General features: G+C 72.7%; 10 protein-coding genes. 6 read left to right on the plus strand and 4 right to left on the minus strand.

The window, feature by feature from the left end:
- Nucleotides 1–59: 59 nt before the first annotated feature.
- The 4 genes from pgl to tkt all read right to left on the minus strand — a co-directional run bounded on the left by pgl (nucleotide 60) and on the right by tkt (nucleotide 6,822).
- A complete protein-coding gene (gene pgl / locus ACFQ53_RS02925; RefSeq protein WP_377855096.1) occupies nucleotides 60–1,760 on the minus strand; it encodes a 6-phosphogluconolactonase in 1,701 nt (566 codons plus the stop codon).
- Nucleotides 1,757–3,298, minus strand: a complete 1,542-nt coding sequence (gene zwf, locus ACFQ53_RS02930) for a glucose-6-phosphate dehydrogenase (RefSeq protein WP_377855099.1) — start codon at nucleotides 3,296–3,298, stop codon at nucleotides 1,757–1,759. Before zwf ends, pgl begins: the two co-directional genes overlap by 4 nt.
- Before the next feature lie 142 nt (nucleotides 3,299–3,440).
- Nucleotides 3,441–4,547: a transaldolase gene (gene tal, locus ACFQ53_RS02935; protein WP_377855102.1), complete on the minus strand. Its 1,107-nt coding sequence runs from the start codon at nucleotides 4,545–4,547 to the stop codon at nucleotides 3,441–3,443.
- Nucleotides 4,548–4,722: 175 nt separating this feature from the next.
- Nucleotides 4,723–6,822, minus strand: coding sequence for a transketolase (gene tkt, locus ACFQ53_RS02940; RefSeq protein WP_377855105.1), 2,100 nt, complete (start codon nucleotides 6,820–6,822; stop codon nucleotides 4,723–4,725).
- Nucleotides 6,823–7,171: 349 nt separating this feature from the next.
- On the opposite strand from tkt, the gene ACFQ53_RS02945 reads away from it, so the two are divergent.
- From ACFQ53_RS02945 to der, 6 genes are all read left to right on the plus strand, one after another.
- Entirely contained in the window at nucleotides 7,172–8,206 is a 1,035-nt protein-coding gene (locus ACFQ53_RS02945) for a heme o synthase (protein WP_377855108.1), read from the plus strand.
- An 11-nt stretch (nucleotides 8,207–8,217) separates the two neighbouring features.
- A complete protein-coding gene (locus ACFQ53_RS02950) occupies nucleotides 8,218–9,195 on the plus strand; it encodes a tyrosine recombinase (protein ID WP_377855111.1) in 978 nt (325 codons plus the stop codon).
- Between the two features lie 238 nt (nucleotides 9,196–9,433).
- Nucleotides 9,434–10,306 (plus strand): ParA family protein, encoded by an 873-nt coding sequence (locus ACFQ53_RS02955; RefSeq protein WP_152353016.1) that lies wholly within the window; start codon nucleotides 9,434–9,436, stop codon nucleotides 10,304–10,306.
- The gene (locus ACFQ53_RS02960) at nucleotides 10,306–11,133 is read left to right on the plus strand and encodes a pseudouridine synthase (RefSeq protein WP_249480240.1); all 828 of its coding nucleotides are present in this window, start codon (nucleotides 10,306–10,308) and stop codon (nucleotides 11,131–11,133) included. Before ACFQ53_RS02955 ends, ACFQ53_RS02960 begins: the two co-directional genes overlap by 1 nt.
- Nucleotides 11,130–12,278 (plus strand): prephenate dehydrogenase, encoded by a 1,149-nt coding sequence (locus ACFQ53_RS02965; protein WP_377855116.1) that lies wholly within the window; start codon nucleotides 11,130–11,132, stop codon nucleotides 12,276–12,278. The genes ACFQ53_RS02960 and ACFQ53_RS02965 overlap by 4 nt, the downstream gene beginning before the upstream one ends.
- A 19-nt stretch (nucleotides 12,279–12,297) precedes the next feature.
- Entirely contained in the window at nucleotides 12,298–14,568 is a 2,271-nt protein-coding gene (gene der / locus ACFQ53_RS02970) for a bifunctional cytidylate kinase/GTPase Der (RefSeq protein ID WP_377855119.1), read from the plus strand.
- The last annotated feature ends 9 nt before the right edge of the window (nucleotides 14,569–14,577 follow it).

A 14,577-nucleotide genomic window follows, 5' to 3' on the forward strand; every position in this document is an offset into this window, starting at 1 on the left:
CACATGGCGCGGTCGGGCCCTCTCGGTGCTCCCGGCGGTCCCGGGGTGCGGTCAGCCCGTCAGCCCTTCCGCAGGCCCGTCGCCGAGGACTCGTCGAGGTACCAGGTGGTGGACTCGAGCCCGCGCACCGAGGAGGCCGGGACCTCCCACGGGTCGATGCCCCGGTGGGCGCGCGCGACCGCGTCGGCCTTCTCCGCGCCGGCGGCCAGCAGGCCCACGTGGCGCGCGGAGTTCAGCACGGGCCAGGTCAGCGACACCCGCAGCGGCGGCGGCTTGGGGGAGTCGACCACGGCCACGGCGCTCGCGCCGTCGAGCTGCTGCGCGGGGTGGCGCGGGAACAGCGAGGCCACGTGGCCGTCGGGACCGACGCCCAGCAGCAGCACGTCGAAGAACGCCTCGCCGCGGGTGCGGAACGGACGGTCGCCGCCCGCGCGATCCAGCTCCTGGCCGTACCAGGCGGCGGCCTCGTCGAGGGACATGCCGCTCGAGGTCGAGGGGACCGGATGCACCTTGCCGGGTGCGAAGGCGATCTTCTCGAGGAAGCCGACGCGCACCGACTGGTCGTTGCGGTCCTCCGAGTCGGCGTCGACGAAGCGCTCGTCGCCCCACCACACGTGCACGGCGGCCGGGTCGACCTCGTGCTCGACGAAGGCGACGGGGAGGGCGTCGGCGGTGGCGGCGCCTATGGTGCCTCCGGTGACCACGAGGTGCGCCTCGCCGCGCGCGGAGATCGCCTCGGCGAGGCGGGCGGCCACGTCGTCGGCGGCGCGCACGGCGGCGGCCTCGAGGGACTCGGAGACGGCGTCCGTCGGCTCCGGCTTGCCCTTCGCGAAGGTCGAGGCGTCCTCGACCTTGGAGAAGGCGTGGGCGAGGACCTCGCCGTAGACCTCGTCGGGGTCCAGGCGGCGCAGCTCCTCGGCGAGGAGCTCGTAGAGGGAGCTCGCGGGCACGGGGACGCGCTGGTCCTCCTGGTCGCCGGGCAGGGAGATGATGACGCTGTCGCCCTCGCCTCGGCGCAGGGCCACGGTCCCGTCCTCGCGCTCGAAGACGAGGGACTGGGGGCCGGCGGGGCAGCCGTCGACGGTCTCGATGTCGACCTCGAGGCCGAGCTCGAGGGCGAGCCATGCGGCCAGCAGGCGCACCGAGGGATCGCCAGCGGGGCCGGCGACGCTCACGCTGCGCGGGAGGGAGATCGGCGGGGTCTCGTAGGCCGTGGCGGCCAGTCCGCGCCAGCGGGTGATGCGGGCCCAGGAGAGGTCGGAGTCGCCGCTGGAGTAGCCGCGGCGCAGGCGCTTGAGGGTCGCGTCGGGGTCGCTCGAGGAGGCGGCGTCGGTGATGCGGCGCTGGGAGATCGAGCCCAGGACGTCGTGGACGGGCGAGGACGGGGCGTCCTCGGGCCACCAGGTGACGATCGGGGCGTCGGGCAGCAGCAGCGGGGTGATGAGGGTGTCCAGGCTGGACATGACGTCGCCCCGGGCGCGGAGGATGACGATCTCGCCGGCTCCCGCGTCGCGGCCCACGCGGATCTCCGCGTCCAGTCCGGTATCGGCGTCGGTGTCGGCATCGACCACGATGACCCGCGAGGGGTGCTCGTGGCTGGCCTGCACGGCGGCCTGCAGGGGCTGATCGATGTCCTCGCCGGTCGCGACGATGATCAGCGTGAGCACGCTGCCCACGGTGGTCGCGCCGAAGGTCTCGCGCATCTGCGTCATCTTCTTGTCGACGGCGGATGCGGTGGTGTCGTTCAGGGTGGTGATCACGGTCGCCTCCAGGCGCGTCCGTCGCGCGTGAGCATCTCGTTGGCGGTCTCCGGGCCCCAGGTGCCGGGGCGGTACGGAGCGGGCGGAAGGTTCTTCGCCCAGTAGTCGGTGATCGGGTCGAGGATCTCCCAGGACAGCTCGACCTCCCGCTGGCGCGGGAACAGCGGCGGGTCGCCCAGGAGCATGTCCAGGATCAGCCGCTCGTAGGCCTCGGGCGATTCCTCGGTGAACGAGGACCCGTACTGGAAGTCCATGTTCACGTCCCGGACCTCCATCTGGGTGCCGGGGACCTTGGAGCCGAACCGCATGGTCACGCCCTCGTCGGGCTGGACGCGGATCACGATCGCGTTCTGGCCGAGGTCCGCGGTGTCCGTGGAGGAGAACGGCAGGAACGGGGCGGACTTGAAGACCACGGCGATCTCGGTGACGCGGCGGCCCAGGCGCTTGCCCGCGCGCAGGTAGAACGGGACCCCGGCCCAGCGGCGGGTGTTCACGTCCAGGCGCATCGCGGCGAACGTCTCGGTCGTGGAGTCGGCGGGGATGCCGTCCTCCTCGAGGTACCCCTTGACCTCCTCGCCGCCCTGCAGTCCCGCGACGTACTGCCCGCGGGCGGTGTGCAGGGAGAGGTCGTCGGGCAGGGAGATGGCCTCGAGGACCTTCTCCTTCTCCGTGCGCAGCTCCTTCGCGTCGAAGGAGATGGGCTCCTCCATCGCGGTCAGCGCGAGCAGCTGCAGGAGGTGGTTCTGGATGACGTCGCGCGCGGTGCCGATGCCGTCGTAGTAGCCCGCACGCGAGCCGATGCCGATGTCCTCGGCCATCGTGACCTGCACGTGGTCGACGTAGTTCGCGTTCCAGATCGGCTCGAACATCTGGTTCGCGAAGCGGAACGCGAGGATGTTCTGGACCGTTTCCTTGCCCAGGTAGTGATCGATGCGGAAGACGTCCTCCGGGCGGAAGACCTTCTCCACGACGTCGTTGAGCTCCTTCGCGGAGGCCAGGTCGTGGCCGAAGGGCTTCTCGATAACCACGCGGCGCCACGAGCCGTCGCGCGGGGTGTTCAGTCCCGAGTTCGCCAGCTGCGAGCAGACCTGCGGGAACGCGTCCGGCGGGATCGAGAGGTAGAAAGCGTGGTTGCCGCCCGTGCCGCGGGTGCGGTCGAGCTCCTCGACGACCTCCGTGAGCTTCTGGAAGGCGGCCGTGTCGTCGAAGGTGCCGGTGACGAAGCGCAGGCCGCCGCGCAGCTGCTCGAAGGTCGACTCGTCGAACTCGGTGCGGGCGTGTTCGGTGACGGACGTGCGCACGTAGTCGGCGAAGTCGTCATGGCTCCAGTCGCGGCGCCCGTAGCCGACCAGGCCGAAGCTCGGGGGCAGCAGGCCCCGGTGGGCCAGGTCGTAGATCGCGGGGAGGAGCTTCTTGCGGGCGAGGTCTCCGGTGACGCCGAACATCACCATCGAGCTCGGACCCGCGATCAGCGGCAGACGCCGATCACGGGGATCGCGCAGCGGATTGCGCGGAGTGGGGGTCGTGTTCACGATCATCCTTCCGGCACGTGGCGGAGCCGACCCGTCGGGGCGGCTCCGCCGTGTGCTCGATGGAGTGAGGACCGCCGGCCCTCCTCCCCGCGCGGCGCCGCGGGCGGCGCTCAGGAGCGGACGGAGGAGGGGAGGCGGCGGGGTGGGATCAGGCCGAGGCGATCTGCGCCGCGACGGTCTCGAGCAGCTCGTTCCAGGCCTTCTCGAACTTCTCGACGCCCTCGCGCTCGAGGACGGCGTAGACGTCGTCGAGGTCGACGCCCGCGGCGGAGATCTTCTCGAGGTCCGCGGCCGAGGCCTGCGCGGCCTCCGCGTCCAGGGCCTTCCCGGGCTCGGAGTGGTCGGCGACCGCGTCGAGCGTCTTCTCCGGCATCGTGTTCACGGTGGGGGAGGCGACCAGCTGGTCGACGTACATGGTGTCGGCGTACTCGGGGTTCTTCACCCCGGTCGAGGCCCACAGCGCGCGCTGCACGCGGGCGCCCTTCGCTGCCAGCTTCTCGAAGCGCTCCGAGGAGAACTTCTCGAGGTACACGCCGAAGGCCACGCGGGCGTTCGCCACGCCCGCCTTGCCGCGCAGCTCCAGGGCGTCGCCGCCCAGCTTCTCCAGGCGGGCGTCGATCTCGGTGTCGAAGCGCGAGACGAAGAACGAGCCGACCGAGCGGATGGTCGAGAGGTCGATGCCGGCGGCGTCGGCCTTCTCCAGGCCCGCCAGGTAGGCGTCGATGACCTCGCGGTAGCGGTCCACGGAGAAGATGAGGGTCACGTTGACGCTGATGCCCGCGCCGATCACCTCGGTGATGGCCGGCAGGCCCTCCTTGGTCGCGGGGATCTTGATCATCACGTTGCTGCGGTCCACGATCTCGCTGAGGCGGTGTGCCTGCGCGATCGTCTTCTCGGTCTCGTGCGCCAGGCGCGGGTCGACCTCGATGGAGACGCGGCCGTCCTGGCCCTCGGTGGCCTCGGCGACCGGGGCGAAGAGGTCGGCGGCGGAGCGGACGTCATCGGTGGTGAGCTTCTCGACGACCGCGTCGACGTCCTTGCCGGCCTTCGCGAGCTCGGCGATGTCGGCGTCGTAGTCCTGGGCGCCGGAGATGGCGGCCTGGAAGATCGAGGGGTTGGTGGTGACGCCCACGATGTTCTTCGAGTCCACGAGCTCCTGGAGGTTGCCGGAGGTCAGGCGGCCGCGGGAGAGGTCGTCCAGCCAGATCGACACGCCGGCGTCGGAGAGGGCCTGGGTGCGGGTGTTCTGGGTCATGAGGGGAATCCTTCCTCGGCGCGCGCGGCGCCGATCAGATCATGGGGAGTCGGAGACGGATGGTCGCCGTGGATGCGCGGGGCGGGTGCGGGGCCCGAGGGCCGACGGCGGGCTCCCGCGCGGGCACGGCGAGAAGAGGGGGCGGGACCTCTGGGGTCCCGCCCCCGTCGGCGGATCAGCTCTGTGCGGCCTCGATGGACTCCTTCGCGGCGGCCACCACCGCGTCGGCCGTGAAGCCGTACTCGCGGAAGAGCGTGGCCGCGTCCGCGGAGGCGCCGTAGTGCTCGAGGCTGACGGCGCGGCCCGCGTCGCCCAGGTACTTAAACCAGGACTGGGCGATGCCCGCCTCGACGCTCACCCGGGCGCGGACGCCGCGGGGGAGGACCGACTCGCGGTAGGCCTCGTCCTGGTCCTCGAACCACTCGACGGACGGCATGGAGACCACGCGGGTCGGCGTGCCGGCCTCCTCGAGCTGCTTCTGCGCCTCGACGGCGTACTGCACCTCGGAGCCGGTGGCGATGAGGATGACCTCGGGCTCGCCGCTGCCGGCGTCCTTGAGGACGTACCCGCCCCGGGCGACGCCGTCGGTGCTCGCGTACTCGCTGCGGTCCAGCGTCGGCAGGGCCTGGCGGGAGAGGATCAGGCCGATCGGGCGCTCGCGGCGCTCGATCGTCGCCTTCCAGGCGGCGGCCGTCTCGTTGGCGTCGGCCGGGCGGACGACGTCCAGGCCCGGGATGGCGCGCAGCGCGGCGAGGTGCTCGACCGGCTGGTGGGTGGGGCCGTCCTCGCCCAGGCCGATGGAGTCGTGGGTCCACACGTAGATGTTGTCCACGCCCATCAGGGCCGAGAGGCGCACGGCGCCGCGCATGTAGTCCGAGAACTGCAGGAACGTGCCGCCGTAGGCGCGGGTGAGCTCGTCGAGGTTGATCCCGGAGAGGATCGCGCCCATGGCGTGCTCGCGGATGCCGAAGTGCAGCGTGCGGCCGTACTCGTCGCCCGAGAACTCCTTGGTCGAGCGGTCCTTCGGGATGAAGGAGGGCTCGCCGTCCATGGTGGTGTTGTTCGAGCCGGCGAGGTCGGCCGAGCCGCCCCAGAGCTCGGGCAGCACCGGGGCGAGGGCGTTCAGCACCTTGCCGGATGCGGCGCGGGTGGCCAGGCCCTTGGCGTCGGCCTCGAAGGTCGGCAGGGCGTCGGCCCAGCCGTCGGGGAGTTTCCCGGCGACGAGCCGGTCCAGCAGCGCGGCGCGGTCGGCGTTGGCCTCGCGCCAGCTCGCGAGCTTCTCGTCCCAGGCGGCGTGCGCCTCCTTGCCGCGCTGCACGAGCTCGCGGGTGCGGTCGAGGACCTCGGCGGGGACGTCGAAGGTCTTCTCGGGATCCAGGCCGAGCGCCTTCTTGAGGCCCGCGACCTCCTCGTCGCCGAGGGCGGAGCCGTGGGCGGCGCCGGTGCCCTGCTTGGTGGGAGCGGGCCAGGCGATCACGGTGCGCAGGGCGATGAAGGACGGCTTGTCGGTGACCTTCTTGGCGTCCTCGATGGCGGTCTTGAGGGCGGCGACGTCCTCGACGTACTCGGTGCCGCCGTGGGTCCAGTCCACGTGGTGGACGTCCCAGCCCAGCGCCTCGTAGCGGGCCGCCGTGTCCTCGGTGAAGGCGATGTCGGTGTGGCCCTCGATCGAGATGTCGTTGTCGTCCCACAGGACGATCAGGTTGCCCAGCTCCTGGGTGCCGGCGATCGAGGAGGCCTCGTTTGTCACGCCCTCCTGCATGTCGCCGTCGGAGGCGATCGCGTAGGTGAAGCGGTCGAAGGGGCTCTCGCCCGCGGGGGCCTCGGGGTCGAACAGGCCGCGCTCGCGGCGCTGCGCCATGGCCATGCCGACGGCGGTCGCCAGGCCCTGGCCGAGCGGGCCGGTGGTGGTCTCCACACCCTTGGTGTGGCCGACCTCGGGATGGCCCGGGGTCTTCGAGCCCCACGTGCGCAGGGACTCGATGTCCTCGAGCTCGAGGCCGAATCCGCCGAGGTAGAGCTGGATGTACTGGGTGAGGCTCGAGTGGCCCGCGGAGAGGACGAAGCGATCGCGGCCCAGCCACCCGGTGTCCGAGGGGTCGTGGCGCATGATGTCCTGGTACAGCAGGTAGGCGGCCGGGGCGAGGCTGATCGCCGTCCCCGGGTGGCCGTTCCCGACCTTCTGGACGGCGTCCGCCGCGAGGGTGCGCACCGTGTCGATCGCGCGCTTGTCCACGTCGGTCCAGCCGTCGATTCCCTTGAACGATTCGCTCACGAGTTGTTCTTCCTTCCGTCAGGAGCTGCAGGAGCGGCTCGCGTCGCCCGGGTCCCGGGGCGCGCCGCTCAGCGACCATTCGATCCTATCGCCCCGCCCCGTGGCCAGGGGTTGCCGCGACTTCTCGTGGGACGCGCATCCGGTGAGCCATGTCATGCGAGGTCAGGGACTCTCACGCCCCGAGCAACGGATCGAGCGGCCGCGAAGATGTCCGGAGGTGACGAGAGGCACGCGGTGTGGCGCGTCGAGCATCGCGGCGGCGGTCCGCGGGGCCGGCTGCCGGGTAGTATCGGGCCCGTTCGCCCCCTCGGCGCAGACGCGTCGGTCGCAGCAGGAAGGACGGTGGACGGTGACCGCTCCCCACGGCACCCCCGCTCCCGGGACCGCCCGGCGCACCCCGCAGACGTCGCAGACCCCCGGGTCGGAGTCGGCAGCGTCCGCCTCGTCGGACACGGTCTCGTCGCCCCCGGCCCCGTCGGGCCCCGAGGGCCGCCGCGGCATCGGCCGCACCGTGCGCGCCTACGTCGCGCTCACCAAACCGCGGATCATCGAGCTGCTGCTGATCACGACGATCCCCACCATGTTCCTCGCGGCGGGGGGCTTCCCGCACCCGCTGCTGATCCTCGCGACGATGATCGGCGGCTACCTCGCCGCCGGCGGCGCGAACACGCTGAACATGTACCTGGACCGCGACATCGACGCGAAGATGAAGCGGACGAAGAACCGTCCCATCGTCACCGGCGAGGTCTCCCCGCGGGCCGCCGTCGTGTTCGGCGTGGTGCTGTCGATCGTCTCCGCCCTCTGGCTGGGCCTGCTCGTGAACTGGGCCTCCGCCGTGCTCGCGATCGCCGCGATCCTGCTGTACGTCCTCTTCTACACGATGTTCCTCAAGCGCCGGACCTCGCAGAACATCGTGTGGGGCGGGATCGCCGGCTGCATGCCGGTCCTGATCGGCTGGTCGGCCGTCACCGGCACCGTCTCCTGGACCGCGTTCCTGCTGTTCCTCGTCATCTTCTTCTGGACGCCGCCGCACTACTGGCCGCTCGCCGAGAAGTTCACCAAGGACTACGAGACCGCGGGCGTGCCCATGCTCCCCGTGGTCAGCTCCCGCACGAACGTCGCCCACCAGATGGTGCTGCACAGCGTGCTCATGGTCGCCTCGAGCCTCGCGATCATCCCGCTGGGGCACACCGGCTGGGTCTACGCGGTCGCCGCCGTGGCCTCGGGCGCCTGGTTCCTCTTCCTCGTCATCCGCTACGCGGTGCGCACGCACAGGGGGCTGACCGGCAAGAAGCTCGGCCCGATGGTCGTCTTCCACGGCTCGATCACCTACCTGACGCTGCTGTTCGTGGCGCTCGCGATCGACCCGTTCGTCCGCTTCTGAGGAACGTGCCCGTGGTCGCCGCCGACGCCGGCCCCGCCGAGGTCCGCACGGACGACGCCCGCGATCTCGAGCAGTACCTGAGCCATCTGCGCGTCGAGCGCGGCCTGTCCGCGAACACGCTGGCCGCCTACCGGCGCGACCTCACCCGCTACCTGCGCCACCTCGCCCGCGAGGACCGCGCGCTGCACGCGATGAGCCCGGGGGACGTCTCGGCCTGGCTGCGGACGGTCCGCTCGGGGGCCGACGGGGGATCGGCGCTCGCGGCCTCGAGCGCCGCCCGGGCCCTGGCCGCGGTCCGCGGTCTGCACGCCTTCCTCGACGCCGAGCGCACCTCGAGCACCGGGGACCCCACGCGGCTGCTGCCCGCCCCGAGCCGACCGCGCACCCTGCCGCACCCGATCACGATCGACGAGGCCGCGCGGCTCGTCGAGGCCGCGGGTCGGCCCGGCACCGGCGCACTGTCCGCCGAGCGCGCCCTGCGGGACCGGGCCCTGCTCGAGGTGCTCTACGGGCTCGGGGCGAGGATCTCCGAGGCGATCGGCCTGGACGTGGACGACGTCGATCCGCTCGAGCGCGCCGCGGTGCTGCGCGGCAAGGGCGACAAGCACCGCGCGGTGCCCGTCGGGCGCTTCGCCCTCGAGGCGCTGGAGGCGTATCTCACCCGGGCCCGGCCCTCCCTCGCCTCCCGGGGACGGGGCACCCCGGCGATCTTCCTGGGCTCGCGCGGCACCCGTCTCACCCGGCAGGCGGCGTGGCAGATCGTGCAGCGCGCCGCCGCCGACGCGGACCTCGAGGGCGCGATCGGACCGCACACGCTGCGCCACTCCTTCGCAACCCATCTCCTGCACGGCGGCGCCGACGTCCGCGCTGTCCAGGAGCTGCTGGGGCACGCCTCGGTCACCACCACCCAGCTCTACACCCAGGTGACCGTCGACTCCTTGCGCGAGGCCCACGCGGCCGCCCATCCGCGCTCCCGCGATCGCGGCTGAGCCGGGACCGACCTCCCGCGGCGGCGGCGCCGCGGCCTCCGCGGCGGGACCGGCGGGCCCGAGGAACCCATGGGGCTTAGACTTGCGGGGCGATCCGCGGCCCCGCCACGTGCGGCGGAGCCGCCCCGCGTCCGCCGCGCGCACCGCGGCGGGACCCGAGCAGCGGGTCCCGATCGGCAGGATCGGCGCAGCAGCGCAGCAGTACGACGCCCGGACGAGCAGACGACAGGAACACCACGTGAGCGACTCCTCCAAGTTGACCCTGGACATCGACCTGGGACCCACGGGTCTCCCGCGGCCCGATTTCCCCGAGCCCCCGGCGCTGGAGAGCCACGGCCCCGCGCGTGTGATCTCGATGGTCAACCAGAAGGGCGGCGTCGGGAAGACCACGAGCGTCATCAACCTCGGTGCGGCGCTCGCGGAGATGGGCCGCAAGGTGCTCCTCGTGGACCTCGACCCGCAGGGCGCGCTCTCCGCCGGCACCGGCGTGAACCCCTACGAGCTCGACATCACCGTCTACAACCTGCTCATGGACCGCAGCCACGACGTCCACGACGTCATCCAGTCCACGAGCACCGACGACCTCGACGTGCTCCCGGCGAACATCGACCTCTCCGCGGCCGAGGTCCAGCTGGTCAACGAGGTCGCCCGCGAGATGGCGCTCGCCCGCGTGCTGCGTCCGGTGATGGACGAGTACGACGTCATCATCATCGACTGCCAGCCCTCGCTGGGCCTGCTCACCGTCAACGCGCTCGCGGCCAGCCACGGCGTGATCATCCCGCTCGAGGCCGAGTACTTCGCGCTGCGCGGCGTCGCCCTGCTCGTGGAGACCATCGAGAAGGTGCAGGACCGCATCAACCCCCGCCTCGACATCGACGGCATCCTCATCACGATGTTCGATCCGCGTACCCTGCACGCCCGCGAGGTCAGCCAGAGGGTCGTCGAGGCCTTCCCGGACCGGGTCTTCCGCACCACCATCAATCGCACGGTGAAGTTCCCCGATGCGTCCGTGGCGGCGGAGCCGATCACGTCCTTCGCCTCCTCCACGAAGGGCGCGGAGTCCTACCGGCAGCTCGCGCGGGAGCTCGTCGCGCGCGGCTGCGCCGCCTGATGGCCGAGCGCCGCCGCAGCGCCTTCACCCCGCCGCGCAGCGTCCGTCTGCGGGACAGCGACGGGCGGCCGGCGCCCGCCGCCGAGTCCGCGTCGGCCAGCGGCGAGCGCCTGCAGAAGGTCCTCGCCCGCGCGGGATTCGGCTCCCGGCGCGCCTGCGAGGCGATCATCTCCCAGGGCCGCGTGAGCGTCGACGGCGAGACGGTGCTCGAGCAGGGCGTGCGCATCGATCCGGCCCGTCAGGTCGTGCACGTGGACGGCCGCCGCCTCCAGCTCGACGGGGGCAAGCGCACCGTCGCCCTGAACAAGCCCCGCCACGTGGTCAGCGCCATGTCCGACCCGGAGGGCCGTCGCGACCTCACCGAGTTCGCGGAGCGCTTCCCGGAGAGGCTCTACCACGTGGGCCGTCTCGACTTCGAGACCGAGGGCCTGCTCCTGCTCACCAACGACGGCGAGCTCGCCCACCGCCTCACCCACCCGAGCTTCGACGTCGAGAAGACGTACGTGTGCCGCTTCCCGCTCACCGGGGCCTTCCCGCGCGGTCTGCTCAAGGCGCTGCGCGAGGGCGTCGAGCTCGAGGACGGCCCCGCCCGCGCCGATCGCGCGCGGCTCGTCGCCCACGACGGCCGCGAGGCCGTCGTCGAGGTCACGCTCCACGAGGGCCGCAACCGCATCGTGCGCCGCATGTTCGCCTCCCAGGGCCACGAGCTCACGGCGCTCGTGCGCACCCGCATCGGCCCGATCCTGCTCGCGGACCTCGCGCCCGGCGAGACCCGCGAGCTCGAGCCGAAGGAGCTCGGCACGCTGATGGCGGAGGTCGGCCTGTGAGCGAGGGGCCCGCCGCTCACGACGCGCCCCTGCTGCCGAGCCCGGTCCTCGTCATCGGCACCGGCCTGATCGGCGGGTCCCTCGGACTCGCCCTGCGGGGCGCGGGCGTCGAGGTCCACGTGCAGGACGTCTCCCCGGGCACCACCTCGCTCGCGGTCGAGCTCGGCGTCGGACGCGTCCGCCGCGCGGGCGACGCCGACCCCGCGCTCGTCGTCGTGGCCGCCCCGCCCGACGTCGCCGCCGCCCTCGTCGCCCAGGCGCTCGGCACCTACCCCGGGGCCCTCGTCGTCGACGTCGCGAGCGTCAAGCGGGTGGTCCTCGAGGGCCTGCGCGCACGCGCCGCGGCCGGCGAGATCACCGCGGACGACCTCTCCCGCTATCTCGGCACCCATCCCATGGCCGGTCGCGAGGTCTCCGGAGTGATCGCCGCCCGCGCCGACCTGTTCCTGGGACGCCCGTTCGTGATCTGCCCGCACGAGGGCACGCGCCGCGGCGCGGTCGCGAGGCTCCGCCAGATCGCGACCGAGCTGGGCTCCCTGCCCGTGGTGATGGAGGCGGCCCGCCACGACGAGGCCGTCGCCCGCGTCTCCCACGCCCCGCAGGTGGTCGCGAGCCTGCTCGCGACCGGGCTGCTCGACGCCGAGGAGCAGGCGCTCGAGCTCTCCGGCCAGGGGCTGCGCGACACGACGCGCATCGCCGCCTCGGATCCGCGGCTGTGGGTCGAGATCCTGGGCGCGAACGCCCGGGCCCTGCTCCCGGTGCTCGGCGACATGCAGGAGCGGCTCGCGGGCGTCGCGAACGCCCTGGCCACGATGCAGGGCGATCCGGACCCGTCCGTCGGCTCGCGCCGCGAGCTCGCGCGCCTCATCTCCGACGGCAACCGCGGGGTCGCCCGCATCCCCGGCAAGCACGGCAGCGGCACCGACGTCTTCGCGACGGTGTCCGTGATGGTGCCCGACAGCCCCGGCGAGCTCGCGCGCCTGCTCACCGAGACCGGGCAGATCGGCGTCAACCTCGAGGACCTCCACCTCGAGCACTCGCTCGGCCAGCGGGTGGGCGTCGCCCACATCGCGGTGATCCCGAGCCATGAGGATCTGCTCACGAGGGAGCTCTCCCGGCGCGGATGGAGCGTGCTCGAGGGCTGAGCGCCCGTATCCTGATCCGATGGAGTCCTCCGCAGCCCTGCCCGCATCCGAGCACGCCGTCACGTCGGACGCCGCGCCCGCCGGCGCGCCCCGCGGCGTGACCGTCGCGATCGACGGCCCCGCGGGCTCGGGCAAGTCGACCGTGGCACGCCGCGTCGCCGAGATCACCGGCGGCGGCTTCCTCGACACCGGCGCGATGTATCGGGCGGTGACCTGGCAGTGCCTCCGCGGCGGCATCGACCTCGAGGACCGCGAGGCCGTCGCGCACGTCGCCGAGTCCCTCGACCTGGACCTCGGGACCGACCCCGCCGGGGCCACCGTCGCGGTCTGCGGCCAGGACGTGACCGCCGAGATCCGCACCCAGGGCATCAGCAGCCAGGTCTCCGCGATCGCCACGAACACGGCCGTGCGCCCGATCCTCCAGCGGCGCCAGCGCGAGATCCTGCGGGAGACCGCCGATCTCCGCGGCCTCTGCGCCGCCGAGGGCCGCGACGTCACCACCGTCGTCGCTCCCGACGCCGACGTGCGCGTCCTGCTCACCGCGAGCGACGAGGCCCGCATGGCCCGGCGCGCCGCCGAGCTCGGCCTCGACGACTCCGAGGAGAGCCGCGAGCGCATGCGCGACCAGGTGCTGCGCCGCGACCGCGACGACTCCGCGGTCTCCGAGTTCCTCACCGCCGCCGAGGGCGTCACCCCGATCGACACCACCGACCTCACGATCGAGCAGGTCATCGAGCGCGTCCTGGCCCTCGTGGACGAGGCCCGCGCGCGCCACGAGCAGGAGTCCGACGCGCAGGACGATCCCGAGGTGCACTGGACGGGCGGTCCGGACCTCGCCGCCGTCCCCGGGGACGAGCCCACCGACGAGGAGATCGCCGAGGCCTGGCGCGCCGGGCTCGAGGACTACGCCCTGGACGACGAGGACCTCGCCCTCTTGACCGAGGGCGACGAGGAGGCGCCCGTCGGCCGCGCGGCGAAGAACCTGCCGGTCCTGGCTGTGGTCGGCCGCCCGAACGTCGGCAAGTCGACCCTCGTGAACCGCATCCTGGGCCGCCGCGAGGCTGTCGTCGAGGACGTCCCGGGCGTGACCCGCGACCGCGTCTTCTACGCGGCCGAGTGGGCGGGCACCGACTTCTGGCTCGTGGACACCGGCGGCTGGGAGGACAAGGTCCAGGGCATCGCCTACCGGGTCGCCGAGCAGGCCGAGGTCGCGATCGAGCTCGCCGACGCCGTCCTCTTCGTGGTCGACGCGACCGTCGGCATCACCACCACCGACGAGCAGCTGCTCAAGGTGCTGCGCCGCTCGGACCGCCCCGTGATCCTGGCGGCGAACAAGGTCGACGACGAGCGCGGCGAGCTCGAGGCGGCGGCCCTGTGGAACCTGGGCCTGGGGGAGCCGCACCCGGTCTCCGCGATCCACGGCCGCGGCTCGGGCGACCTGCTCGACGCCGTCCTCGCGGCGCTCCCGGAGGAGGGCCGCGGCGCGGCCCCCGACGACGGCCCCCGCCGCGTCGCGCTGCTGGGCCGCCCGAACGTCGGCAAGTCCTCCCTGCTCAATCGTCTGGCGGGGGAGAACCGCGTGGTGGTCGACGATCTTGCGGGCACCACCCGCGACCCGGTCGACGAGAAGATCGAGCTGGGCGGACAGGTCTGGACCTTCGTGGACACCGCGGGCATCCGCCGCCGCGTGCTGCAGTCCCAGGGCGCCGACTTCTACGCCTCCCTGCGCACCCGCTCGGCGCTCGACCGGGCGGAGGTCGCCGTGGTGCTGCTCGAGGCCTCCGAGCCGATCTCCACCCAGGACCTCAAGATCATCGACATGGTGCTCGAGTCCGGGCGCGCCCTCGTGCTCGCCTTCAACAAGTGGGATCTCATCGGCGAGGACCGGCGCCGCCAGCTCGAGTGGGAGATCGAGAAGGACCTCGCGCACGTCGCGTGGGCGCCGCGGGTGAACATCTCGGCCCTCACCGGACGCCACGCCGAGAAGCTCGTGCCGGCCCTGCGCACCGCCCTCGACTCGTGGGACACCCGCGTCGCCACCGCCCGCCTGAACGCCTTCCTGGGCACCCTCGTCGCCGCGCATCCGCACCCGCTGCGCGGCGGCAAGCAGTCGCGGATCCTCTTCGCGACGCAGGCCCGCACCCGGCCCCCGCGGATCGTCATTTTCGCGACCGGCTTCCTCGAGCACGGCTACCGGCGCTTCATCGAGCGCCGCCTGCGCGAGGACTTCGGCTTTACGGGCTCCCCGATCGAGATCGGCGTGCGCATTCGCGAGAAGCGCTTCCGCTGACCCGAGCGG

Origin of the sequence: Brachybacterium sp. NPDC056505 (assembly GCF_042794925.1) — a bacterium.
In the GTDB taxonomy this organism is placed as follows: Bacteria; Actinomycetota; Actinomycetes; order Actinomycetales; family Dermabacteraceae; genus Brachybacterium; species Brachybacterium kimchii.